Annotated in this window: 20 protein-coding genes; 10 read left to right on the top strand and 10 right to left on the bottom strand. The window is 54.9% G+C overall.

Translation table 11 applies throughout. The features are described 5' to 3' along the window. Positions 1-8 precede the first annotated feature (8 nt). From RYZ27_RS04190 to RYZ27_RS04180, 3 genes are all read right to left on the bottom strand, one after another. The gene (locus RYZ27_RS04190; protein ID WP_406681108.1) at positions 9-653 is read right to left on the bottom strand and encodes a glutathione S-transferase; all 645 of its coding nucleotides are present in this window, start codon (positions 651-653) and stop codon (positions 9-11) included. A gap of 15 nt (positions 654-668) precedes the next feature. Further along, positions 669-1,619: a rhodanese-related sulfurtransferase gene (locus tag RYZ27_RS04185; RefSeq protein WP_406681107.1), complete on the bottom strand. Its 951-nt coding sequence runs from the start codon at positions 1,617-1,619 to the stop codon at positions 669-671. Positions 1,620-1,818: 199 nt separating this feature from the next. Continuing rightward, complete coding sequence (locus RYZ27_RS04180) at positions 1,819-2,631, bottom strand: fatty acid desaturase family protein (protein ID WP_406681106.1); 813 nt, start codon at positions 2,629-2,631, stop codon at positions 1,819-1,821. Positions 2,632-2,933: 302 nt separating this feature from the next. Between RYZ27_RS04180 and RYZ27_RS04175 the strand changes: the two genes are divergently transcribed. The 3 genes from RYZ27_RS04175 to RYZ27_RS04165 are packed head-to-tail and all read left to right on the top strand — an operon-like array spanning position 2,934 to position 4,810. Beyond that, entirely contained in the window at positions 2,934-3,818 is an 885-nt protein-coding gene (locus tag RYZ27_RS04175) for a methylated-DNA--[protein]-cysteine S-methyltransferase (protein WP_406681105.1), read from the top strand. A gap of 39 nt (positions 3,819-3,857) precedes the next feature. Next, the gene (locus RYZ27_RS04170) at positions 3,858-4,340 is read left to right on the top strand and encodes a hypothetical protein (protein ID WP_406681104.1); all 483 of its coding nucleotides are present in this window, start codon (positions 3,858-3,860) and stop codon (positions 4,338-4,340) included. Next, a complete protein-coding gene (locus RYZ27_RS04165; protein ID WP_406681103.1) occupies positions 4,337-4,810 on the top strand; it encodes a lactoylglutathione lyase in 474 nt (157 codons plus the stop codon). The genes RYZ27_RS04170 and RYZ27_RS04165 overlap by 4 nt, the downstream gene beginning before the upstream one ends. 5 nt (positions 4,811-4,815) lie before the next feature. Here the strand turns inward: RYZ27_RS04165 and RYZ27_RS04160 are convergent, their stop codons facing one another. The 4 genes from RYZ27_RS04160 to RYZ27_RS04145 form a co-directional block, all read right to left on the bottom strand. Then, entirely contained in the window at positions 4,816-5,691 is an 876-nt protein-coding gene (locus RYZ27_RS04160; RefSeq protein WP_406681102.1) for a fatty acid desaturase, read from the bottom strand. After that, positions 5,688-5,882, bottom strand: coding sequence for a hypothetical protein (locus RYZ27_RS04155; protein WP_406681101.1), 195 nt, complete (start codon positions 5,880-5,882; stop codon positions 5,688-5,690). Before RYZ27_RS04155 ends, RYZ27_RS04160 begins: the two co-directional genes overlap by 4 nt. Positions 5,883-5,948: 66 nt before the next feature. Beyond that, on the bottom strand, positions 5,949-6,494 hold the full coding sequence (locus RYZ27_RS04150; protein ID WP_406681100.1) for a DUF3833 domain-containing protein: 546 nt from the start codon (positions 6,492-6,494) through the stop codon (positions 5,949-5,951). A gap of 65 nt (positions 6,495-6,559) precedes the next feature. Continuing rightward, a complete protein-coding gene (locus tag RYZ27_RS04145; RefSeq protein WP_406681099.1) occupies positions 6,560-7,672 on the bottom strand; it encodes an NADH:flavin oxidoreductase in 1,113 nt (370 codons plus the stop codon). Between the two features lie 167 nt (positions 7,673-7,839). Between RYZ27_RS04145 and RYZ27_RS04140 the strand changes: the two genes are divergently transcribed. After that, positions 7,840-8,880, top strand: coding sequence for a hypothetical protein (locus tag RYZ27_RS04140; protein WP_406681098.1), 1,041 nt, complete (start codon positions 7,840-7,842; stop codon positions 8,878-8,880). A gap of 74 nt (positions 8,881-8,954) precedes the next feature. Here the strand turns inward: RYZ27_RS04140 and RYZ27_RS04135 are convergent, their stop codons facing one another. Together RYZ27_RS04135 and RYZ27_RS04130 are read right to left on the bottom strand one after the other, a co-directional pair. Next, entirely contained in the window at positions 8,955-9,884 is a 930-nt protein-coding gene (locus RYZ27_RS04135; protein WP_406681097.1) for an electron transfer flavoprotein subunit alpha/FixB family protein, read from the bottom strand. After that, entirely contained in the window at positions 9,884-10,630 is a 747-nt protein-coding gene (locus tag RYZ27_RS04130; protein ID WP_406681096.1) for an electron transfer flavoprotein subunit beta/FixA family protein, read from the bottom strand. The genes RYZ27_RS04135 and RYZ27_RS04130 overlap by 1 nt, the downstream gene beginning before the upstream one ends. 133 nt (positions 10,631-10,763) lie before the next feature. Between RYZ27_RS04130 and RYZ27_RS04125 the strand changes: the two genes are divergently transcribed. Together RYZ27_RS04125 and truB are read left to right on the top strand one after the other, a co-directional pair. Continuing rightward, positions 10,764-11,369 (top strand): hypothetical protein, encoded by a 606-nt coding sequence (locus tag RYZ27_RS04125; RefSeq protein ID WP_406681095.1) that lies wholly within the window; start codon positions 10,764-10,766, stop codon positions 11,367-11,369. 98 nt (positions 11,370-11,467) lie between these two features. Continuing rightward, the gene (gene truB, locus RYZ27_RS04120) at positions 11,468-12,412 is read left to right on the top strand and encodes a tRNA pseudouridine(55) synthase TruB (protein ID WP_406681094.1); all 945 of its coding nucleotides are present in this window, start codon (positions 11,468-11,470) and stop codon (positions 12,410-12,412) included. 4 nt (positions 12,413-12,416) lie between these two features. Here the strand turns inward: truB and RYZ27_RS04115 are convergent, their stop codons facing one another. After that, on the bottom strand, positions 12,417-13,199 hold the full coding sequence (locus tag RYZ27_RS04115; protein ID WP_406681093.1) for a 3-hydroxybutyrate dehydrogenase: 783 nt from the start codon (positions 13,197-13,199) through the stop codon (positions 12,417-12,419). A gap of 79 nt (positions 13,200-13,278) precedes the next feature. Between RYZ27_RS04115 and RYZ27_RS04110 the strand changes: the two genes are divergently transcribed. The 4 genes from RYZ27_RS04110 to rimK are packed head-to-tail and all read left to right on the top strand — an operon-like array spanning position 13,279 to position 16,872. Next, entirely contained in the window at positions 13,279-13,710 is a 432-nt protein-coding gene (locus RYZ27_RS04110) for a DUF350 domain-containing protein (protein WP_406681092.1), read from the top strand. Between the two features lie 20 nt (positions 13,711-13,730). Next, positions 13,731-14,561 (top strand): serine protease, encoded by an 831-nt coding sequence (locus RYZ27_RS04105; RefSeq protein WP_406681091.1) that lies wholly within the window; start codon positions 13,731-13,733, stop codon positions 14,559-14,561. Then, positions 14,558-15,427, top strand: coding sequence for an orotidine-5'-phosphate decarboxylase (pyrF, locus tag RYZ27_RS04100; RefSeq protein ID WP_406681090.1), 870 nt, complete (start codon positions 14,558-14,560; stop codon positions 15,425-15,427). Before RYZ27_RS04105 ends, pyrF begins: the two co-directional genes overlap by 4 nt. 56 nt (positions 15,428-15,483) lie before the next feature. Continuing rightward, positions 15,484-16,872: a 30S ribosomal protein S6--L-glutamate ligase gene (gene rimK, locus RYZ27_RS04095; protein WP_406681089.1), complete on the top strand. Its 1,389-nt coding sequence runs from the start codon at positions 15,484-15,486 to the stop codon at positions 16,870-16,872. Positions 16,873-16,950 lie beyond the last annotated feature (78 nt).

Raw genomic sequence — 16,950 nt, 5'->3', positions numbered from 1 at the left:
GCCGGGCATTAGCGGGGTGGGAAGAGTGGTTCCTCATCCCCTGCCCGCCATTGCGCGTATTTCGGCATAATGGATGCGAATAGCGGGCCCTCAAGGTGTGTGGCCAACCACCGCTGCAGGTTGGGCAAATCCAATCCGTCAAACCAGGTCCGGTCAGTATTGGCAAACTGACGGACAAATGGAAAAATCGCGGCATCGGCATAGCTAACCTCGCCAAAGAGATTTGGCTTGCCATCCAGAAGCGTGTTCAGTTTTTCCAGGAAGACCAACCCCTTGGCGCGGTGCTCCAGCCCATCGGGTAAATCATAGCGATTAGGGTATTTGTAGCGATCAAGCGCCTGTTTGAACGGGCCATCGCATTCATCGACGAGGGCGCGCATCGCGGCCACATCCCCTGCGAGCCAATTTTCGGGATCAGAACGGCCAAGCGCCCAGTCCATAATATCGCGGCTTTCCTCCAAGACTGTCCCGTCTTCAAGCTGTAGGACGGGCACGGTGGCTTTTGGGGAAATCTCCAGCATCTGCGAAGGCTTATCGCGCAAAACCACTTCGCGCAGGCGACAGGTTTGGCCGGAAACGGCAAGCGCCAGGCGTGCCCGCATCGCATAGGGGCAGCGCCGAAAACTGTAGAGAACCGGATAGGGTTCGGTCATGTCTTATATCTGTTTTTACGTCCGCGGGCGTGGCGTCATCACCACTTCATCCCCGATATGGGTCTCGCCACGCGCTGCGGCAAGGCGAACCTGTTTCTGACGCTCGCGCAGGGACGCGAGACGCTTCTCCGTTAGGTTGCCATGACAATGCGGACAGGACACGCCTTCTTCAAAGCGTGGATCTTCCCGCTCAGCAGCGCTTACCGGCTGGCGGCAAGCATGGCAGAGGCGATAGTCACCAATCTCAAGCCCATGGCGGACAGAGACACGATCATCAAACACGAAGCAATCGCCATTCCAGAGGCTGTTGTCTTCTTCGATCTCTTCGAGATATTTCAGGATGCCGCCCTCAAGGTGGAACACTTCATCCATGCCGGTTTCTTTGACATAGGCTGTGGCCTTCTCACAGCGAATGCCGCCAGTGCAGAACATCGCGACTTTTGGTTTGCGACCTTCGGCTTCGAGTTTTGCCTTGAAGTCCTGAAACCAATCCGGGAATTCGCGGAAGGTTTCGGTCTTCGGATCAATCGCGCCTTCGAACGTGCCGATGGCCACTTCGTAATCATTGCGCGTGTCGATCAGGACTGTATCGGGATCAGAAATCAGGGCGTTCCAGTCAGCTGGTTTGACATAGGTGCCAACGATCTGGTTGGGGTCGATCCCATCCACACCCATGGTCACGATTTCCTTCTTCAGGCGCACTTTCAAGCGCAGGAAAGGCATCGCGTCGGCATGGGAGTATTTCACCACCATATCCGCGCACCCCGGCAACGCGCGCAGGGCTTTTTCGGCCTTTTCCATGGCTTCGGGCGTTCCGGCAATCGTGCCATTGACGCCTTCCTTGGCGAGCAGGATTGTCCCTTTAATGCCAAGATCAGAGAACCGCTCATAGAGCGGCCCTTGCAAAGCTTCCGGATCATCGAACCGGGTGAAATGGTATAGGGCGGTTACGCGAATATCAGTCATAAGCCGCTCCATAGCGTATGACGCAGCGAGAACCAAGACGGGGGCGCAGATGACGGGTATGCTGAGCTTTGAAACCACGGCCTCTATAATTGCAAGATACTCAAGACGAGTTCGCGACAGGGCAGCCCAGGGTCGTGTGCGAGGTGTGCGCTGAGCGTCCGAGATGAGGCGCGTTTAGGTCGCCCCCCTCAGAAACACACTAAGTCTGTTTCAGCTCTGCGGGGAGCAGTGACATGGGGAAACCGGGACCGCGAAAGTTGGCAGAAGGAATTTTTTTAGCGATGCGCGCGTGAAAGCTCGGCAGCTTCGACCAATGTAGACCCGGTCTCAAATGGTGCGCGGTGTGATATCCTAAATTGCCAGTGAGAATATTATACCAACGATGCATGATATTGTTTGAAGCAGCATATTCATCCACCTCTGAGCACCCGGCATGGTGATCATACGTGTGTCGGCACGTCACTACGAAGCTGATCACCATTGGAACAATAAAGATGGCCAAAGCATTGAAAGCGTTGATCCAGACGAGAGCAACCAAAAGTGTGATGTGCAGCGCCGTCATGAAAAGAAACGTGCGTCGGATATCGGGATGTTCTGCACTGTTTCGAAGTGCGCAGACATAACCGGTCATCACGAGCCGCCATGTATACTCATGCGCAGACATAATCCGGCCGTCAGGCAAGCGCCAAGCCGACTCGTCTTTTGATTGATCCATATAGTGATCATGGTGACCGAGATTGTGATGCAAGACCCAAACATTTGACACTGCCCCAGTCTGTAGCCCAAAGACAATTTCCATAAGGCGATTGCTTACCGCTGAGTGAAAAAATGGCACATGCTGATGGTGATGATTCCAAGCAGCGATACAGACTTTTGCTGGGACCGATAACACCGCCCAAGCAAGCACAAGCGGCCAAGCCGATACCGTCGCAAAAATGATAAGGTCAATCGCGAAGAGCGCCAAAAAAATGGTAACAGGCAATCGGTCTTCGGCAAATCGAAACAAGGTCACGCGTGAAGCCCTCTTTGTCGGAGGGTTTCGGGTTGGCCGAGTGTTTTTTAAGTTAAATGGTGGCAAAGTCGGTCTCACTCGCGCAGTTGGGTGTTAATTTCATGCGCGTAGATCCTTGAAGAAGCTATGGTAGAATAAGATCAATCTCCCGTAGAGCGATTTGCCCCAACCCATCAACGTAAATAACGAAACATTGTTCTTTGCGATTTGATCAGCGTCTTGCTCAGGGCGACTTAAGTCATACGCTCATCCCCCGCAAGAAACGGGTGGGCAAACCTCACCTTAGCGGCCAATCTGAGTGCATGACGACTCAACATGCTCTTCTTGACGAACGGGCCATTGCCTATGAACGCATGGCCGATGCTTTGATCCATTTGGGTGATACCTGGCGCGAATGGCCTGACTTGCGGACTTGCGCCAATGCTATGGGTCTTTCGCCGAGCCACTTCCAACGCGAGTTTACGCGCTGGGCCGGGATCAGTCCGCGTCAGTTTCAGGCCGCGCTAGCCCATGGTGAGGCAGGCGATCTCCTCCGCCAAGGCGCAAGTGTTCTGGACGCAACTTATGAAGCGGGGCTGTCTTCCCCTTCCCGCCTGCATGACCTGTTCATCGCGCATGAAGCCCTCTCCCCCGGGGAGGCAAAGGCGGGAGGTGAGAAAGCGAGGCTGACGATTGGGAAAGCCCCGACACCGTTTGGAACAGGTGTGTTTCTGATCTCCCCGCGTGGGCTATGCGGCCTTGGCTTTGCCGATGAAGGCGTGTCCGACAAGACAGGCTTTATCCATCCGGGCTATACTGAGGATAAGGTTTTTACTGACCTGGCCGGGCGTTATCCCAAGGCCGATATGACCCGTGACGATGCTGAAGCCGGGCGCTGGGCGAACCGAATTTTCGGCGATGGCGGCGAGGTTGGCCTCGCCATCTATGGCACACCTTTCCGCCGGCAGGTCTGGCGCGCTTTACTGGAAATTCCGGAAGGCACGACATGGACCTATGGCGAGGTTGCCGCCAAGGCCGGAAACAAAAAAGCCGCCCGCGCCGCCGGCACTGCCATTGGCGCAAATACGATTGCCTGGCTCATTCCCTGCCATCGCGCGCTTGCATCCGACGGTAGGTTACATAATTACCATTGGGGAACAGCGCGCAAACGTGCGATGCTGGCCTATGAAGCGGTGCGTGCTGCCTGATCAAGCTGCAAAGCCCGCCAAGAAATGCAGGTGAGGCCCATGTATCTTGAACCCATCACGATTGCTTATCTGGCCATGTTTGCCCTGATCGCTTTGTGGGCGATCATATTGGCGTTCCGCTGGCAAAGCCTGCCGCGGTTTGCCGGGCAGGTTTATGATTCCAATACCGAGAAGGGCCTGCTCGATGCGCGGATTGACCGCGAGGGTTATATTCAAGCCTATACACGCGCTGAGGCGCCAAGGTCCGGGGCCTGGCGGTGCGCAACGTCGGCGGTTTGTCTGCTTCTGCTGCCCATTCTGGTGAGCTTCTTTGGGGGGCTTTTGCAAGGCATATGGGATAATCTGGGTGTTGGATTTGGGCCTTATGGCCTTGGCCAGATCGCTCAGGATTTTGCCCTCTTCCTGCTGATCATGGGCGTATATGCCGGAATTCTATATGTCGTGACCCGCTATTATTATCATCGCAGGCCACCGAGCCTGAATGAGGAAGTCACACGTTTAAAACAAGAGGCCGGGCTATGAGTATTGAATATCTGCACACAATGGTACGCGTCACCGATATTGAGGCGTCGCTGAACTTCTATTGCAAGGGCCTCGGTCTGACCGAGATTGCACGATATGACAGCGAGCAAGGCCGTTTCACCTTGGTCTTTCTGGCGAGCCCTGCTGATATTGAACGGGCGGGCGGTATCCCTGAAGGCGTTCGCCCGACAGATATGAGTATTCCCATGGTTGAGCTGACCCATAATTGGGATCCGGAAGACTATGCTGGCGGGCGCAATTTCGGGCATTTGGCCTATTGCGTTAGCGATGTTTATGAGGCCTGCGAAAACCTGCAAAAGCTTGGCGTAACGATCAACCGCCCACCGCGCGATGGCCGCATGGCCTTTATCCGCTCACCTGATGGTATCTCTGTCGAGCTGCTCCAAAAAGGCGAGCCCCTGGAGGCTGCTGAACCATGGGCAAGTATGGAGAATACGGGCAGCTGGTAAGTGCGCTAAAGCTCACTCACCTCACATCCGCGCGCCTCAAGGATTGGCTTCATTTCCCAATACGCCATCGGTGTTCGGTAGAGCGGGATACGCGGGTGCAGGTGGTGGATGACGTGATACTGCATCCCCATTGAGCCAATATTGCCAAGGATAGACCTGAAGCTTCGTGTATCGCGATAACGGCCCTTCTCCTGTGCCGGATGATGCGGGGCCCAGCTGAGATAGTATTGAATATAGGTCAGTCCGATATGGCGCGGCAGCCACCAGAGGAGCGCGGCCTCTATCGCATAGCCTGACCAAGCGAGGCCAAACAGGATACCGTAAAAGACCAGATTGTAGATAACGCCGTCGAGAATGACATCTGGCCGCCCGAGCCTCTGCAAGGTTTCACCATAGGCATTAAAGCCGCCTTTGGCACGGGGCTGTCGGTTCTCGATACTCTTCCATATCGCATGTAGTGGGCCATTAGCGTGGGTTGAGTGATCCGGGTCGAGTTCTGGATCATTCGCGTGCTTATGGTGCTCCATATGCGTGAGCTTTGCGACGCGATAAGGCAAGGTCATCGGAATGGTCGAGAGGTGTCCGACCAGCTGATTGAGCCAGCGCAGCTTTGACCCCGGACGTGCGATAATATCGTGCTGGGCTTCGTGGCTCGGCAGGTAGCTGAGCATAATGTTCAATGTCGAGATCAAGAAACCGAGCCAGAGTGGGATAATTCCCATAAAGACGAGCGGCCAGAGCGACAGCCACACCGCTAAATTCGCGAACGCCCAAAAAACCGCGAGATATGGGAACCTGTCTGTGTGACGATTGGCGATCTCACGCTCAAGCCGCATCAGCTCGCCACTCGATAGGCTTGAGAGATCAGCGGGCAAACTCATAGCCACCGCCCCCGGATTTGAGCAATGCCGCCCAAGAGCGCTGCAAGTCCAAGTCCGCAAACCAATGGGGAAAGTCCAAAAGGTGGCACCCACCCGGCTCGTTCAATCACCTGCATCGTCAAAGGGGCAATGAAACCGAAGGCGAATAGTAACGGACCAAGATCAAAGATCGTCTTGATAACCTGAATCATTTTGAGCTCCTCAACCCAAAAGATGACACAGGCGTCAACTTTTTTCAAGTTATGGGCGAGTGAGCCCTATTCCGGCTTCACGAAAGTGATGCTGACCTCGCCTATCCGAATCCCCCAACGGGTCACATAAGCGCGGTTGATCAGAACATTATCCTCAACCAGGTACATCCAGTCATCAAAGCCGACATTCCAGGTGCTGTCACCGACTTTCAGATCGACTTTATACTTCCAGTTAAATGCGTTGCCGGACACTTCACCGGTTGCATAACCGGGCACATCGCCCGCGGTTCCGCGATACAAGCCATCGCCCAGAATATCGATCACCCAGACACGCGTTTCACGTTCCCCATCATTGTAGATAAAGCGCTCGTCCAGGGTCAGCGTGTTGCCTTCGACCGTGCCTGTAATGTCGACTTTGAAGGTGCGTCGAACCTTGCCAAAGCGATCTTCGAATATGCCATAGGCAACTGTCTCTCCGGCAAAATACTCTTCCAGAACCAGTCTTGGTTCCTGAACGGCATAGGCCTCTACAGATGGACCGGTGGCACAAGCGGCAACAGATGCCGCTGCGGCCGCGGCAAGAACTGGGGTAACACGTTTTGACTGTGACATCGGGGTTTCCTATCGCATCCTATATAAAGATACGCAGGAAACCCCGAACTGGTTTAGATCATGCTCTAGTAAAGTGTCGCCAGAGCTTTTGCATCATAATCAGCAAGCTCATCCATGCGGCCGTCTTTGATCTTCTGCGCCCAATGCGGGTCCTGCAACAAAGCGCGGCCTACCGCGACCATATCGAACTCGCCTTTCTCAAGCCGCTCAATCACATCCGCGATTGGACGTGTCTTGGAGTCTTCTCCGGCAAACGCGCCGATAAAGTCAGAAGACAGCCCCACAGACCCCACAGTGATGGATGGCAGACCTGTCAGCTTCTTACACCAACCCGCGAGATTGAGGCCGCCGGGTCCATCAACCTCTTCAAATTCAGCTTCCCACCAGCGACGTTGGCTCGCATGTAAGACATCAACCCCGGCATCAACAAAGACACGCAGGAAGGCTTCCAGCTCTTGCGGGCTTTCGGCAAGGCGCGCAGTGTATTCCTGCTGCTTCCACTGCGACCAGCGCAGGATAATCGGCATCGTGTCCGGCACCTGCTTGCGGCATTCGGCGATGACTTCCCCGGCAAAAGTCGCGCGCTGAACCAGATCACCACCATACTTGTCAGAGCGCGTGTTCATGACGCCCCAGAAGAATTCATCAATCAGGTAGCCATGCGCGCCATGGATCTCGATCGCATCGAAACCGAGACGCGCGGCTTCACCCGCCGCATTGGCATAGGCCATGACCATATCGGCAACTTCGCTTTCGGTTGGTTCAGGCTGCACCTGTTTGCCCGTATGGGTGCGCCCCGATGGACTATCGGAAACAGCGTCAGGGTCGGGACCCGTTCCAGGCTTGCGCATCATGCCAACATGCCAGAGCTGTGGCGCGATCTTCCCAGGCGTGGTGTGCACGGCATCAACCACATTCTTCCAACCCTTCAATGCGGCGTCTGTATGGAAGTTTGGCACACGCGGGTCATTTGAAGCCCCACCCCGGCCAACGGTCGTACCTTCGGTCACGATCAAGCCGACATCTGCTTGTCCACGACGCTGATAATAATCGACGACATCCTGCCCCGGAATCCCGCCTGGCGAGAAGGATCGAGTCATGGGCGCCATGACGATCCGGTTTGGGATGGTCAGACCGCGAATTTTCAGGGGTTCGAATAAAGGGGCAGTGCTGCTCATGGGGTCTCCAATGAAATATACTGCAGGGTTGTGGGGAGTCCCCAGAGCCATATCAAGTCTGACGTGGCGGCAGGGTGCCCTGATCCTGCCCTTCAATTTTCCTAATGTATTCAGGGTGCATTCAGCGCCAGAATCGCAGTTTAGGTGAAAGTTCTGGAGATCTCGCCATGAGAAAGACTGTTTTAGCATCAGCCGTATCAATCGCTGCTTTGAGCGCCTGCTCAACGCCGGGTATCGAATACGAAACGCGTCTCATGCCAGCCAATCTTGATGCAGCGGCAACCCGCAATGTTGCGGTAGAGCGGTTCTCTGGCCCCGGTAGCCGCTGGTACACACGTCAGTTTGAGAGCATGCTGATCAACACAGTCTTTGACGGCCAGCCCTGGTTTTCCATGGCCGCCTATGCCGATCCGGACCCGAAAGTCCAATCAGGCGTCTATGGCGGGGTGATTGATATTGTCGACTATGAAGCCTGGGATGACTATCGCGTCGTGAAGAAATGTATCGAATGGGACGGCCTGTTCGATTGTGAAACGCGCGCCGAGGTCGAGGAGATCTGTTTCCATGACAGCGTGCAGGTCGCCGTTACGCCGCGCCTGATCGAGCTTGGCACAGGCGATATCCTGTTCAACGAGACCTATTATGGCGACGCTTCCTCTTCAGTGTGTGAAGAGCTTGGCATTGTTGGCGAGACTTATGATCGTCACCGCAAATCCAAGCACCGCCATCACGATTTTGGCTTTCTGGGCCTGAGTGCGCCCCGCGATCTGATCATTGAAGCGCTATCAGAGACCTTATCCCCAATCCGCCGTGATATTGCCCCGCGCAATGCCATCGTGAAAGCGGAATTCATCAAGGAAGCTTATGATCCAGTTGTTGCCGCTGATTTGCGGTTTGAGCAAGCGGTTGACCTGGGTCTGAAAAACCCAGTGGCTTCGTGCACACTATGGCAGTCCCTGGCAGAGGCTTATCCAAAGTCTCCGGCGGTGATCCACAATAATGGGGCCTGCGCTGAGGCCAGCCAGCAATTCGGTGATGCACAAGCTTTGTATGCGCAAGCAGCCGACTTGTCCCTCGCCTTCTCTGGCGATGGCCAAACTGTTGCCAAGCCGATCCGCAAGGCTCTGGAAGCGATTTCAAGCCAACGGTTTGGACTGGAAGTGCTGGAGGATATTACGGGTGAACCAACCGGCGATCCGGTTTTCTGAGCTAGCCAGCCTAAAGAACAAAAGCCCGCACCTTTGAGTGCGGGCTTTTCTAATTCTGAAATCAGGAAGCAATCCTAGAGCGCGTCTGTCAGCTCTGGGACCGCATTGAAAAGGTCAGCCACAAGGCCATAGTCAGCAACCTGGAAGATTGGCGCTTCTTCATCCTTGTTGATCGCAACAATGATCTTGGAGTCTTTCATCCCGGCAAGGTGCTGGATCGCGCCGGAAATACCAACAGCGATGTAAAGCTCTGGCGCAACGATCTTACCGGTCTGGCCGACCTGATAATCGTTAGGCGCATAGCCAGCATCAACGGCAGCACGAGACGCGCCAACTGCGGCGCCAAGCTTGTCAGCCAGCGGGTTCATGAGACGCTCAAACTCTTCCGCAGAACCGAGGGCACGGCCACCAGAAACGATGCGCTTGGCAGCAGTCAGCTCTGGACGGTCACTTGCGACAATCTCTTCAGAGACAAAAGCAGACTTAAACGGACCAGCTGGCGCATCAACAGTTTCAACCGCTGCAGAACCACCCTCACCTGCCGCGTCAAAGGCTGTCCCGCGAACGGTCACAACCTTTTTTGCATCAGAGGATTTTACCGTCATGATCGCGTTACCCGCATAGATTGGGCGCTCGAATGTATCTGTGCCTTCAATGCCTGTAATGTCAGAGAGCTGCATCACGTCGAGTTTTGCAGCAATCCGCGGCGTGACGTTCTTGCCCATAGTTGTGGCAGGCGCGAACAGGGCGTCATAGCCATCCATCATCGGAACGATCAGGTCCTGCATCGCTTCGGCCAGCTGCTTCTCATAAGCATCACCTTCAGCGTGAAGCACCTTGCGGACACCGGCGATCTTTGCAGCCGCCGCTGCGACATCACCAGCACCTTTACCAGCAACCAGAACATCAACGTCGCCGCCAAACTTGATCGCAGCGGTTACGGTTTTCGCCGTAGCATCATTCAGAGAAGCATTGTCGTGATCAGCAATTACGAGAACAGCCATTATACAGCTCCTGCAGTTTTGAGTTTCTCAACCAGAGTTGCAACGTCTTCGACCTTCTCACCGGCTTCACGAACGGGCGGCTCAGTCACTTTCACAACGCTCAGGCGCGGGGCGATATCAACGCCGTAATCACCCGGCTCTTTCATATCGATTGGTTTCTTCTTAGCCTTCATGATGTTTGGCAGAGACGCATAGCGTGGCTCGTTCAAACGAAGGTCCGTTGTCACGATGGCCGGGCCATCAAGCGCAACGGTTTGCAGGCCGCCATCGACTTCGCGTGTGACATTGACCTTACCACCTTCCGCCTTCACCTCAGAAGCGAAAGTACCTTGTGGCCAATCCAGCAGCGCGCCGAGCATCTGACCCGTCTGGTTGCTGTCATCATCGATGGCTTGCTTGCCCAGAATAACCAGATCCGGATTTTCTTCACCAACGACCTTGGCCAGCAGCTTGGCAACAGCCAGTGGCTCAACCGTCTCATCAGTCTTGATCAGGATGCCGCGGTCCGCGCCCATAGCGAGCGCCGTGCGGATGGTTTCCTGAGCCTGCTGAGGCCCAATTGAAACAACCACGATTTCGCTCGCCGTGCCGGCTTCTTTCATACGAACAGCTTCTTCGACTGAGATTTCATCGAATGGGTTCATGGACATTTTAACATTGGCCAGATCGACACCGCTCTGGTCCGATTTCACACGGACTTTTACGTTATAGTCGATGACCCGTTTGACAGGCACGAGGACCTTCATCGGCGACTCCTAAGGTTTGGATGAATTTTCACAGGCTGGCAGGTAGCCGTAAGCTGTAATAAAGGCAAGGCTTACGCTAACGTAAAGGTCAATATAACGCAGTTGTGTCTGCTCATAAGGTTTTACCCGGCCTGTGAATGCCCTTAAAGTGGTGCGCAGGAGAGATAAAATGTCGATACGGGTTGCCACCCTTTTGGTTGGTTTGAGTCTTATACCTTTTGCACACGCAGAAGATGTGACCGCACAACAAGCTATTAAAGAATTGAAAGATCGCGGCGCAAATATTGTCGATAGTGTCTTGATATATGGCGAGCCAATTCTGTCAGCTTCAATCGATGGCCAAGGATTCCGCCTAATACTTAGCCAATGCTCCAAACCTGATTACACATGCAAGGTTACGATATTCAGCGCCTGTCAGGTAGGTAAACCCTTATCACGCGATGAGATGATCAGGTTTGCAAATACGCAAAACGCAAAGCCCACATCGCGCGGGACTGCCTATGTCGATAGGGATGGAGGCATCGGGGACGTCATCTGTGTCCGCAAGCGCCGGGATCTTCATATAGAAGACAAGTTCGACATGGCCGACGTTTTTGCCTGGCAGCTGACCCTTCGAGATTTCAATGACGCTGTGGAAGAAGCCAAACGCAAGCGGCAAGTTCGTGACCTTCTCGGTATTGATAGCGCCCCTGCCCCGATGAGCGCAGAAAGTATGCGTCCGCAAGCCCCAGCCGAATAAGTGGATTGACGTTTGCGGGCGTTAGGCCTAGCTCGCGCGGCTTCACATTCAATCTCTCCGAACGTCCGATCCGTTCGGCGCAGACGTAGGAGCCCCCAATGGGTCGTCAAAGAAAACGCAAGGGTGATCCGGTTCATGGCTGGCTCGCCGTCGACAAACCTGTCGACATCACCTCAACCAAAGTCGTGGGCATTCTCAAGCGGCTCTATAATGCCCAAAAAGCCGGACATGGGGGGACGCTGGACCCACTGGCTGATGGCATCCTGCCGATCGCGTTTGGCGAGGCGACCAAGACGGCCCAGTGGGCCATGGACTGCGATAAGGAGTACATCTTCACCATTGAATGGGGCAGTTCCACAGACAGTCAGGACAAAGAGGGTGAGGTCATTGCGACTTCCGATGTACGCCCGTCCCGGGAAGCAATCATTGAGATACTCCCTGATTTTATCGGCGATATTCAGCAAATCCCGCCTAAATATTCCGCGATCAAAGTCGATGGTGAGCGCGCTTACGATCTTGCACGCGACGGAGAGAGCTTCGAAATCCCATCTCGTGAAGTCACGGTTTACGAAGCTGAGCTCGTGGATACACCCGATACCGATCATGCCGTGATCCGCGTTGTCTCAGGTAAAGGCTTCTACGTCCGGGCTATGGCGCGGGATATTGCGCAAGCTTTGGGCGCAGAAGGCCATGTCTCACAGCTGCGGCGTACCCGCGTTGGCCCGATGAGCGAAAGTAATGCGATCAAGCTGACCGATCTTGAAGACATGGGCGAGGATAAGAGCCGTTTGAAAGCTGCGCTATCTCCACTGCAAACCGTTCTGGATGATATTCCACACGTTGAGATCAACGCGAGTGATTCCGCAGCCATCAAACAGGGGCGTGAGGTTCTGTTGCTCCCGCATGTGGTGGAACAATGGAACGCCGACCGTAGCGATGATCCAGAGGATCGCCTGACGCTCGCGCTGTGCGATGATCAGGCTGTTGCTCTGGGTGAGGTTCGCGCCGGGCGCTTCAAACCCTCAAAAGTTTTCCAGCTGTAACGTTTTACTGCGCGGTCCAGCCGCCATCCATCTGAATGATCGATCCATTCATACTGGCCCCGCCATCCGAACATAGGAACACGGCCAGATCGCCAATCTGCTCGGTGGTCACGAATTCCTTGGTTGGTTGGGCGGCAAGCAGAACATCCCGTTTGACCTCTTCCTCGCTAATACCGCGGGCTTTCGCCGTATCGGCAACCTGTCCCTCGACGAGCGGGGTATAGACATAGCCCGGGCAGATCGCGTTGCAGCGGACACCATGCTGCGCGCCTTCGAGCGCCACAACCTTGGTCAGACCAGCAATTCCATGCTTGGCCGCGACATAAGCGGACTTAAACGGGGACGCGACGAGAGCGTGAGCTGACGCGGTATTGATGATTCGCCCCCAGCCTTTCTCTTTCATGCCTGTGATCGCCATCCGGGTTGTATGGAAAGCGGCAGACAGGTTGAGTGAAATGATCAAATCCCAACGCGCGACAGGGAAATCCTCAATCGGCCCGACATGCTGAACCCCGGCATTGTTGACGAGGATATCTACCCCGCCGAAATCACGGGCCACATAACCCATCATGCCTTCAATCGCGTCTGCATCGGTCAGATTCGCGCCAGAAAAACCGACTTTCACGCCATAAAGATCGGTCAGCTCTTTTTTCAGCGCCTCAACTTCATCTTCCGTTGCCAGTCCACTGAGGACAACATCGGCCCCTTTAGCGGCAAGCGCTTTGGCGATTCCCAAACCAATTCCGCTGGTGGACCCGGTTACGAGCGCGGTTTTCCCATCTAACATATCTGACCTTCCATCTTGAGTGCTTCCCCCACTCTGGTTAGACGAAGTACAACATGGATAACAGGCAGGAAACCGTGACATGATGGCGACGCTCGAATCCTTTCAACAAGGCTTCCCAACTTTCCTGTTCATGACAGGTACAGCTGGCATTCTGCTTTTGATTGCCAGTACGGTTTACATTCTCCTGACTCCCTGGAAGGAACTCGCACTCGTCCGCGGCGGCAATGGCTCAGCAGGCCTGGCTCTTGCTGGTGCAATTGTTGGCCTCGCAATCCCGATTGCCTCGTGTTTGGCCTCCAGCATTTCGCTGTTCGACCTGATCCTCTGGGGTGTCGTTGCTTTAATTTTGCAACTCTTGACCTATCGGATCATCGACATGATCTTGAGAGACATACCGGGACGCATTCAGAATGATGAAGCGGGCGCTGCTATCGTTTTGATCGCCTCCAAACTCGCTGTTGCCATGTTGCTTGCCGCAGGCCTTTGGGATCCGGCCTTGCAACGCTTCTAAGCTCGAAAGGAACGCCCCTCGTGCTTCGCTATATACCAGATTGGGTTATCTATCTGCTAGCGCTTGGCGTTGTTCTGTTCGCTGTTTTTGGCACCACGCCTGACCACGATGCACCACCGCCGCCACCGGAAGTCTTTAAAGAAGAAGGCGCAATGTTGCCGCCAGCTTCTCCCTTTGATGAGCGGGTGCTGGTTCAGGTCACCGGGCCACGTGATGGCGTGGGGACAGCCTTTGCTGTAAATGAAGAAGGGCAATGGCTCACCGCTCGGCATGTGGTTGATGGGTGTGATCGTGTGTCTCTCCTTGTTGCGCCCAATCGCTATGTCCCGGTTCGCAGCATCGCCCTATCAGACCGCTATGACCTTGCGCTTCTGGAAACCACGCGCAGCCAAAACCCGGTTGCGCTTGATACCAATGGTGATCTGCGCATTGGGACGTTTGGTTATCATGTCGGATACCCGCAAGGACGGCCCGGTGAGGCCGTCTCCCGCTTGCTCTCCCGCTCAAACCTGATCTCCAATGGACGCCGTTCTGGTAAGGAATCGGTTCTTGCCTGGGCCGAGACCGGCCGCACACGCGGGCTAAATGGCTCACTTGGAGGCCTCAGCGGCGGCCCCGTCTATGACAGCAATGGCCGGGTCCGCGGTGTGATTGTTGCCGAAAGCCCGCGGCGAGGCCGGATCTATACGGCCGCCCCCGAAGCGGTTGCGCGCTTTCTGAACGAGAAGCAAGTGGATGTCATTGGCGAGCGCCCGGAGCCCTTCACGCCGAAAAGCTATGGCCGTACAGCTGATGCCGTGCGCCGGAACCTGCAAGTCGTCAAAGTCGCCTGTGACGTGCAGGAATCATGATGTTTGCGGACCGCCTCGTTCAGGCCGTGGAAAAGCATGGCCCGCTTTGTGTTGGTATTGATCCACACGCCGGGCGCATCCCGGACCTGTTTGGTGGAGACACTCCGGAAGGTATCGCAAACTGGGGTATCGCAATTGCACAAGCCGCAGCAGGTCACGCGGGTATCCTAAAACCTCAAGCAGGCCTGTTTGAGCGGCATGGCTGGGAAGGTATGCGCGCACTCGCCAAAGTCTGTGATGCGGCCAAAGAGGTAGGCTTTATCGTCCTGATGGATGCCAAGCGCGGGGATATCGGCTCAACCGCCGAAGGTTATGCCAGCGCCTATCTGAAAACCGATGCGCCTTTTGCCTGCGATGCCCTGACGGTGAACCCGTATATGGGGCTTGATACGCTGGAACCGCATGTTCGCACTGCTGAAGACAGTGGCAAGGGTGTGATTGTTCTCGCGCGCACTAGCAATCCCGGAAGCGCTGACTATCAGGCCCGTAACCTAGAAGGCGCTCCGCTCTATGCGCGTGTCGTGGAAAGCCTCGCGCCGATGATGGAGCGCCTGAAAGGTTCAAGTGGCTGGTCTGGGCTCATGCTGGTCACAGGGGCGACAGGCCCAGATGAAGCACGGAAACTGCGTGCCCTTGCCCCACAGGCCCTATTCCTCGTGCCTGGCTATGGCGCACAAGGGGCTGGCGCTCAGGATGCAGTTGCGGGTTTCGTAAATGGACACGGCGGCTGCGTAAACGCTTCGCGCTCTGTGACATTTCCCCAAGGTACAGAAACCGCAGGCAATCAAGCCGAATGGGGGAACCTGATCAGAGAAGCGATACGGTCAGCTCAACATGACTTAAAGTCAGCTATCTCAAAACTTTAGCTTGCACATCTCTTAATCGACCTTAAACGCGCGCCAAATCTGCCGGAGATTTAGTCATGTCTGCAAGATTAGAACTGGGCTGGGAAGAATGGCTGTCGCTACCTGAACTGGGCCTTCCCGCAATTAAAGCCAAAGTTGATACGGGCGCGAAGACATCAGCACTGCATGCCGATAATATTGAACGCTTCATCAACACTGATGGTGAAAACTGGGTGCGATTCATCATTCGCCCCTCACCTGACAGACCTAGATTAAAGCGAGTCTGCGAAGCCCCGATTTCCGATGAGCGAGAAGTAACCAGTTCTAACGGTCAAACTGAAACGCGAATTGTTATTGTAACAGATATGATTATCGGTGCGTTTCGCCGGAAAATTCAGGTCACACTAACCAATCGCGAGACTATGAGTTATCGCATGCTCCTGGGGCGCAGTGCTATTGGGAATGACGCAGCAGTGATACCAACCCGCAGCTTTGTTCAAGGCGAGCTCTCCTATGCTCTATACTCAGCAAAGGTCGGAATCAAAACAACTGAACCCCAGAACTTGTCACTGGCTATTCTAACGCGTGAACCAAAGAACTATTCTTCCTCTCGATTGATTGAAGTGGCGCGTGATCGCGGTCACAATATTGATGTAATTAATACATCCCGATGTTATCTGAGTGTAGGAAAAGAGCATTCCGAAGTGCATTATGACGGGCGCGCGCTGCCGACATATGATGCCGTGATACCCCGGATCGGCGCCTCAATGACCGAATATGGCATGGCCGTACTGCGCCAGTTTCACTCTACAGGCGCATGGTGCCTGAATGAAGCTGAAGCCATTGGCAGATCGCGAGACAAGCTTCTTGCCCATCAATTGCTTGCTCGTGCTGGTATTGGCATGCCCGACACAGCTTTCGCCCACTCCCCCAAGGATACGCGAGATCTGGTAAGCCTTGTTGGTGAGCCCCCGGTTGTTCTCAAGCTGCTCTCTTCGACGCAAGGACGCGGTGTCGTTCTTGCGGAAACAAAAAAGGCCGCAGAAAGTCTTGTAGATGCTTTCAGAGGCCTTGATGCAAACTTCCTGGTGCAGGGCTTTGTCAAGGAAGCTGCTGGGGCAGATGTGCGCTGCCTGGTTATAGGCGGCAAAGCTGTCGCCGCTATGAAACGTCAAGCACAAGCAGGTGAATTCCGGTCGAACCTTCACCGCGGCGGCACAGCAAAAGCAGTGAAGCTCACACCCAGCGAACGACGAACCGCAGTGCGAGCGGCCAAAGTACTCGGCTTGGAAGTCGCGGGCGTTGATATTCTGCAATCGGCAAAAGGGCCAATGGTTCTGGAGGTCAATTCCTCCCCCGGTTTGGAAGGCATCGAAACGTCTACGAAAATAGATGTCGCCCGGCAGATGATAGAGCATCTTGAGAAAAAAGTTGCTCGCCTCTCAATCCGCAAGCGCCACAGGTAACCAAACACTTCGAGCCCTGCCCCAGCGTCGCCCCTCGACAGATCAGGGAATTCCCATAGTCTTTCTGGCAAGCAATGG

Source organism: Hyphomonas sp. FCG-A18 (genome assembly GCF_045287255.1).
Classification (GTDB): domain Bacteria; phylum Pseudomonadota; class Alphaproteobacteria; order Caulobacterales; family Hyphomonadaceae; genus Henriciella.
This window is presented reverse-complemented; position numbering and strand designations above follow the sequence as displayed.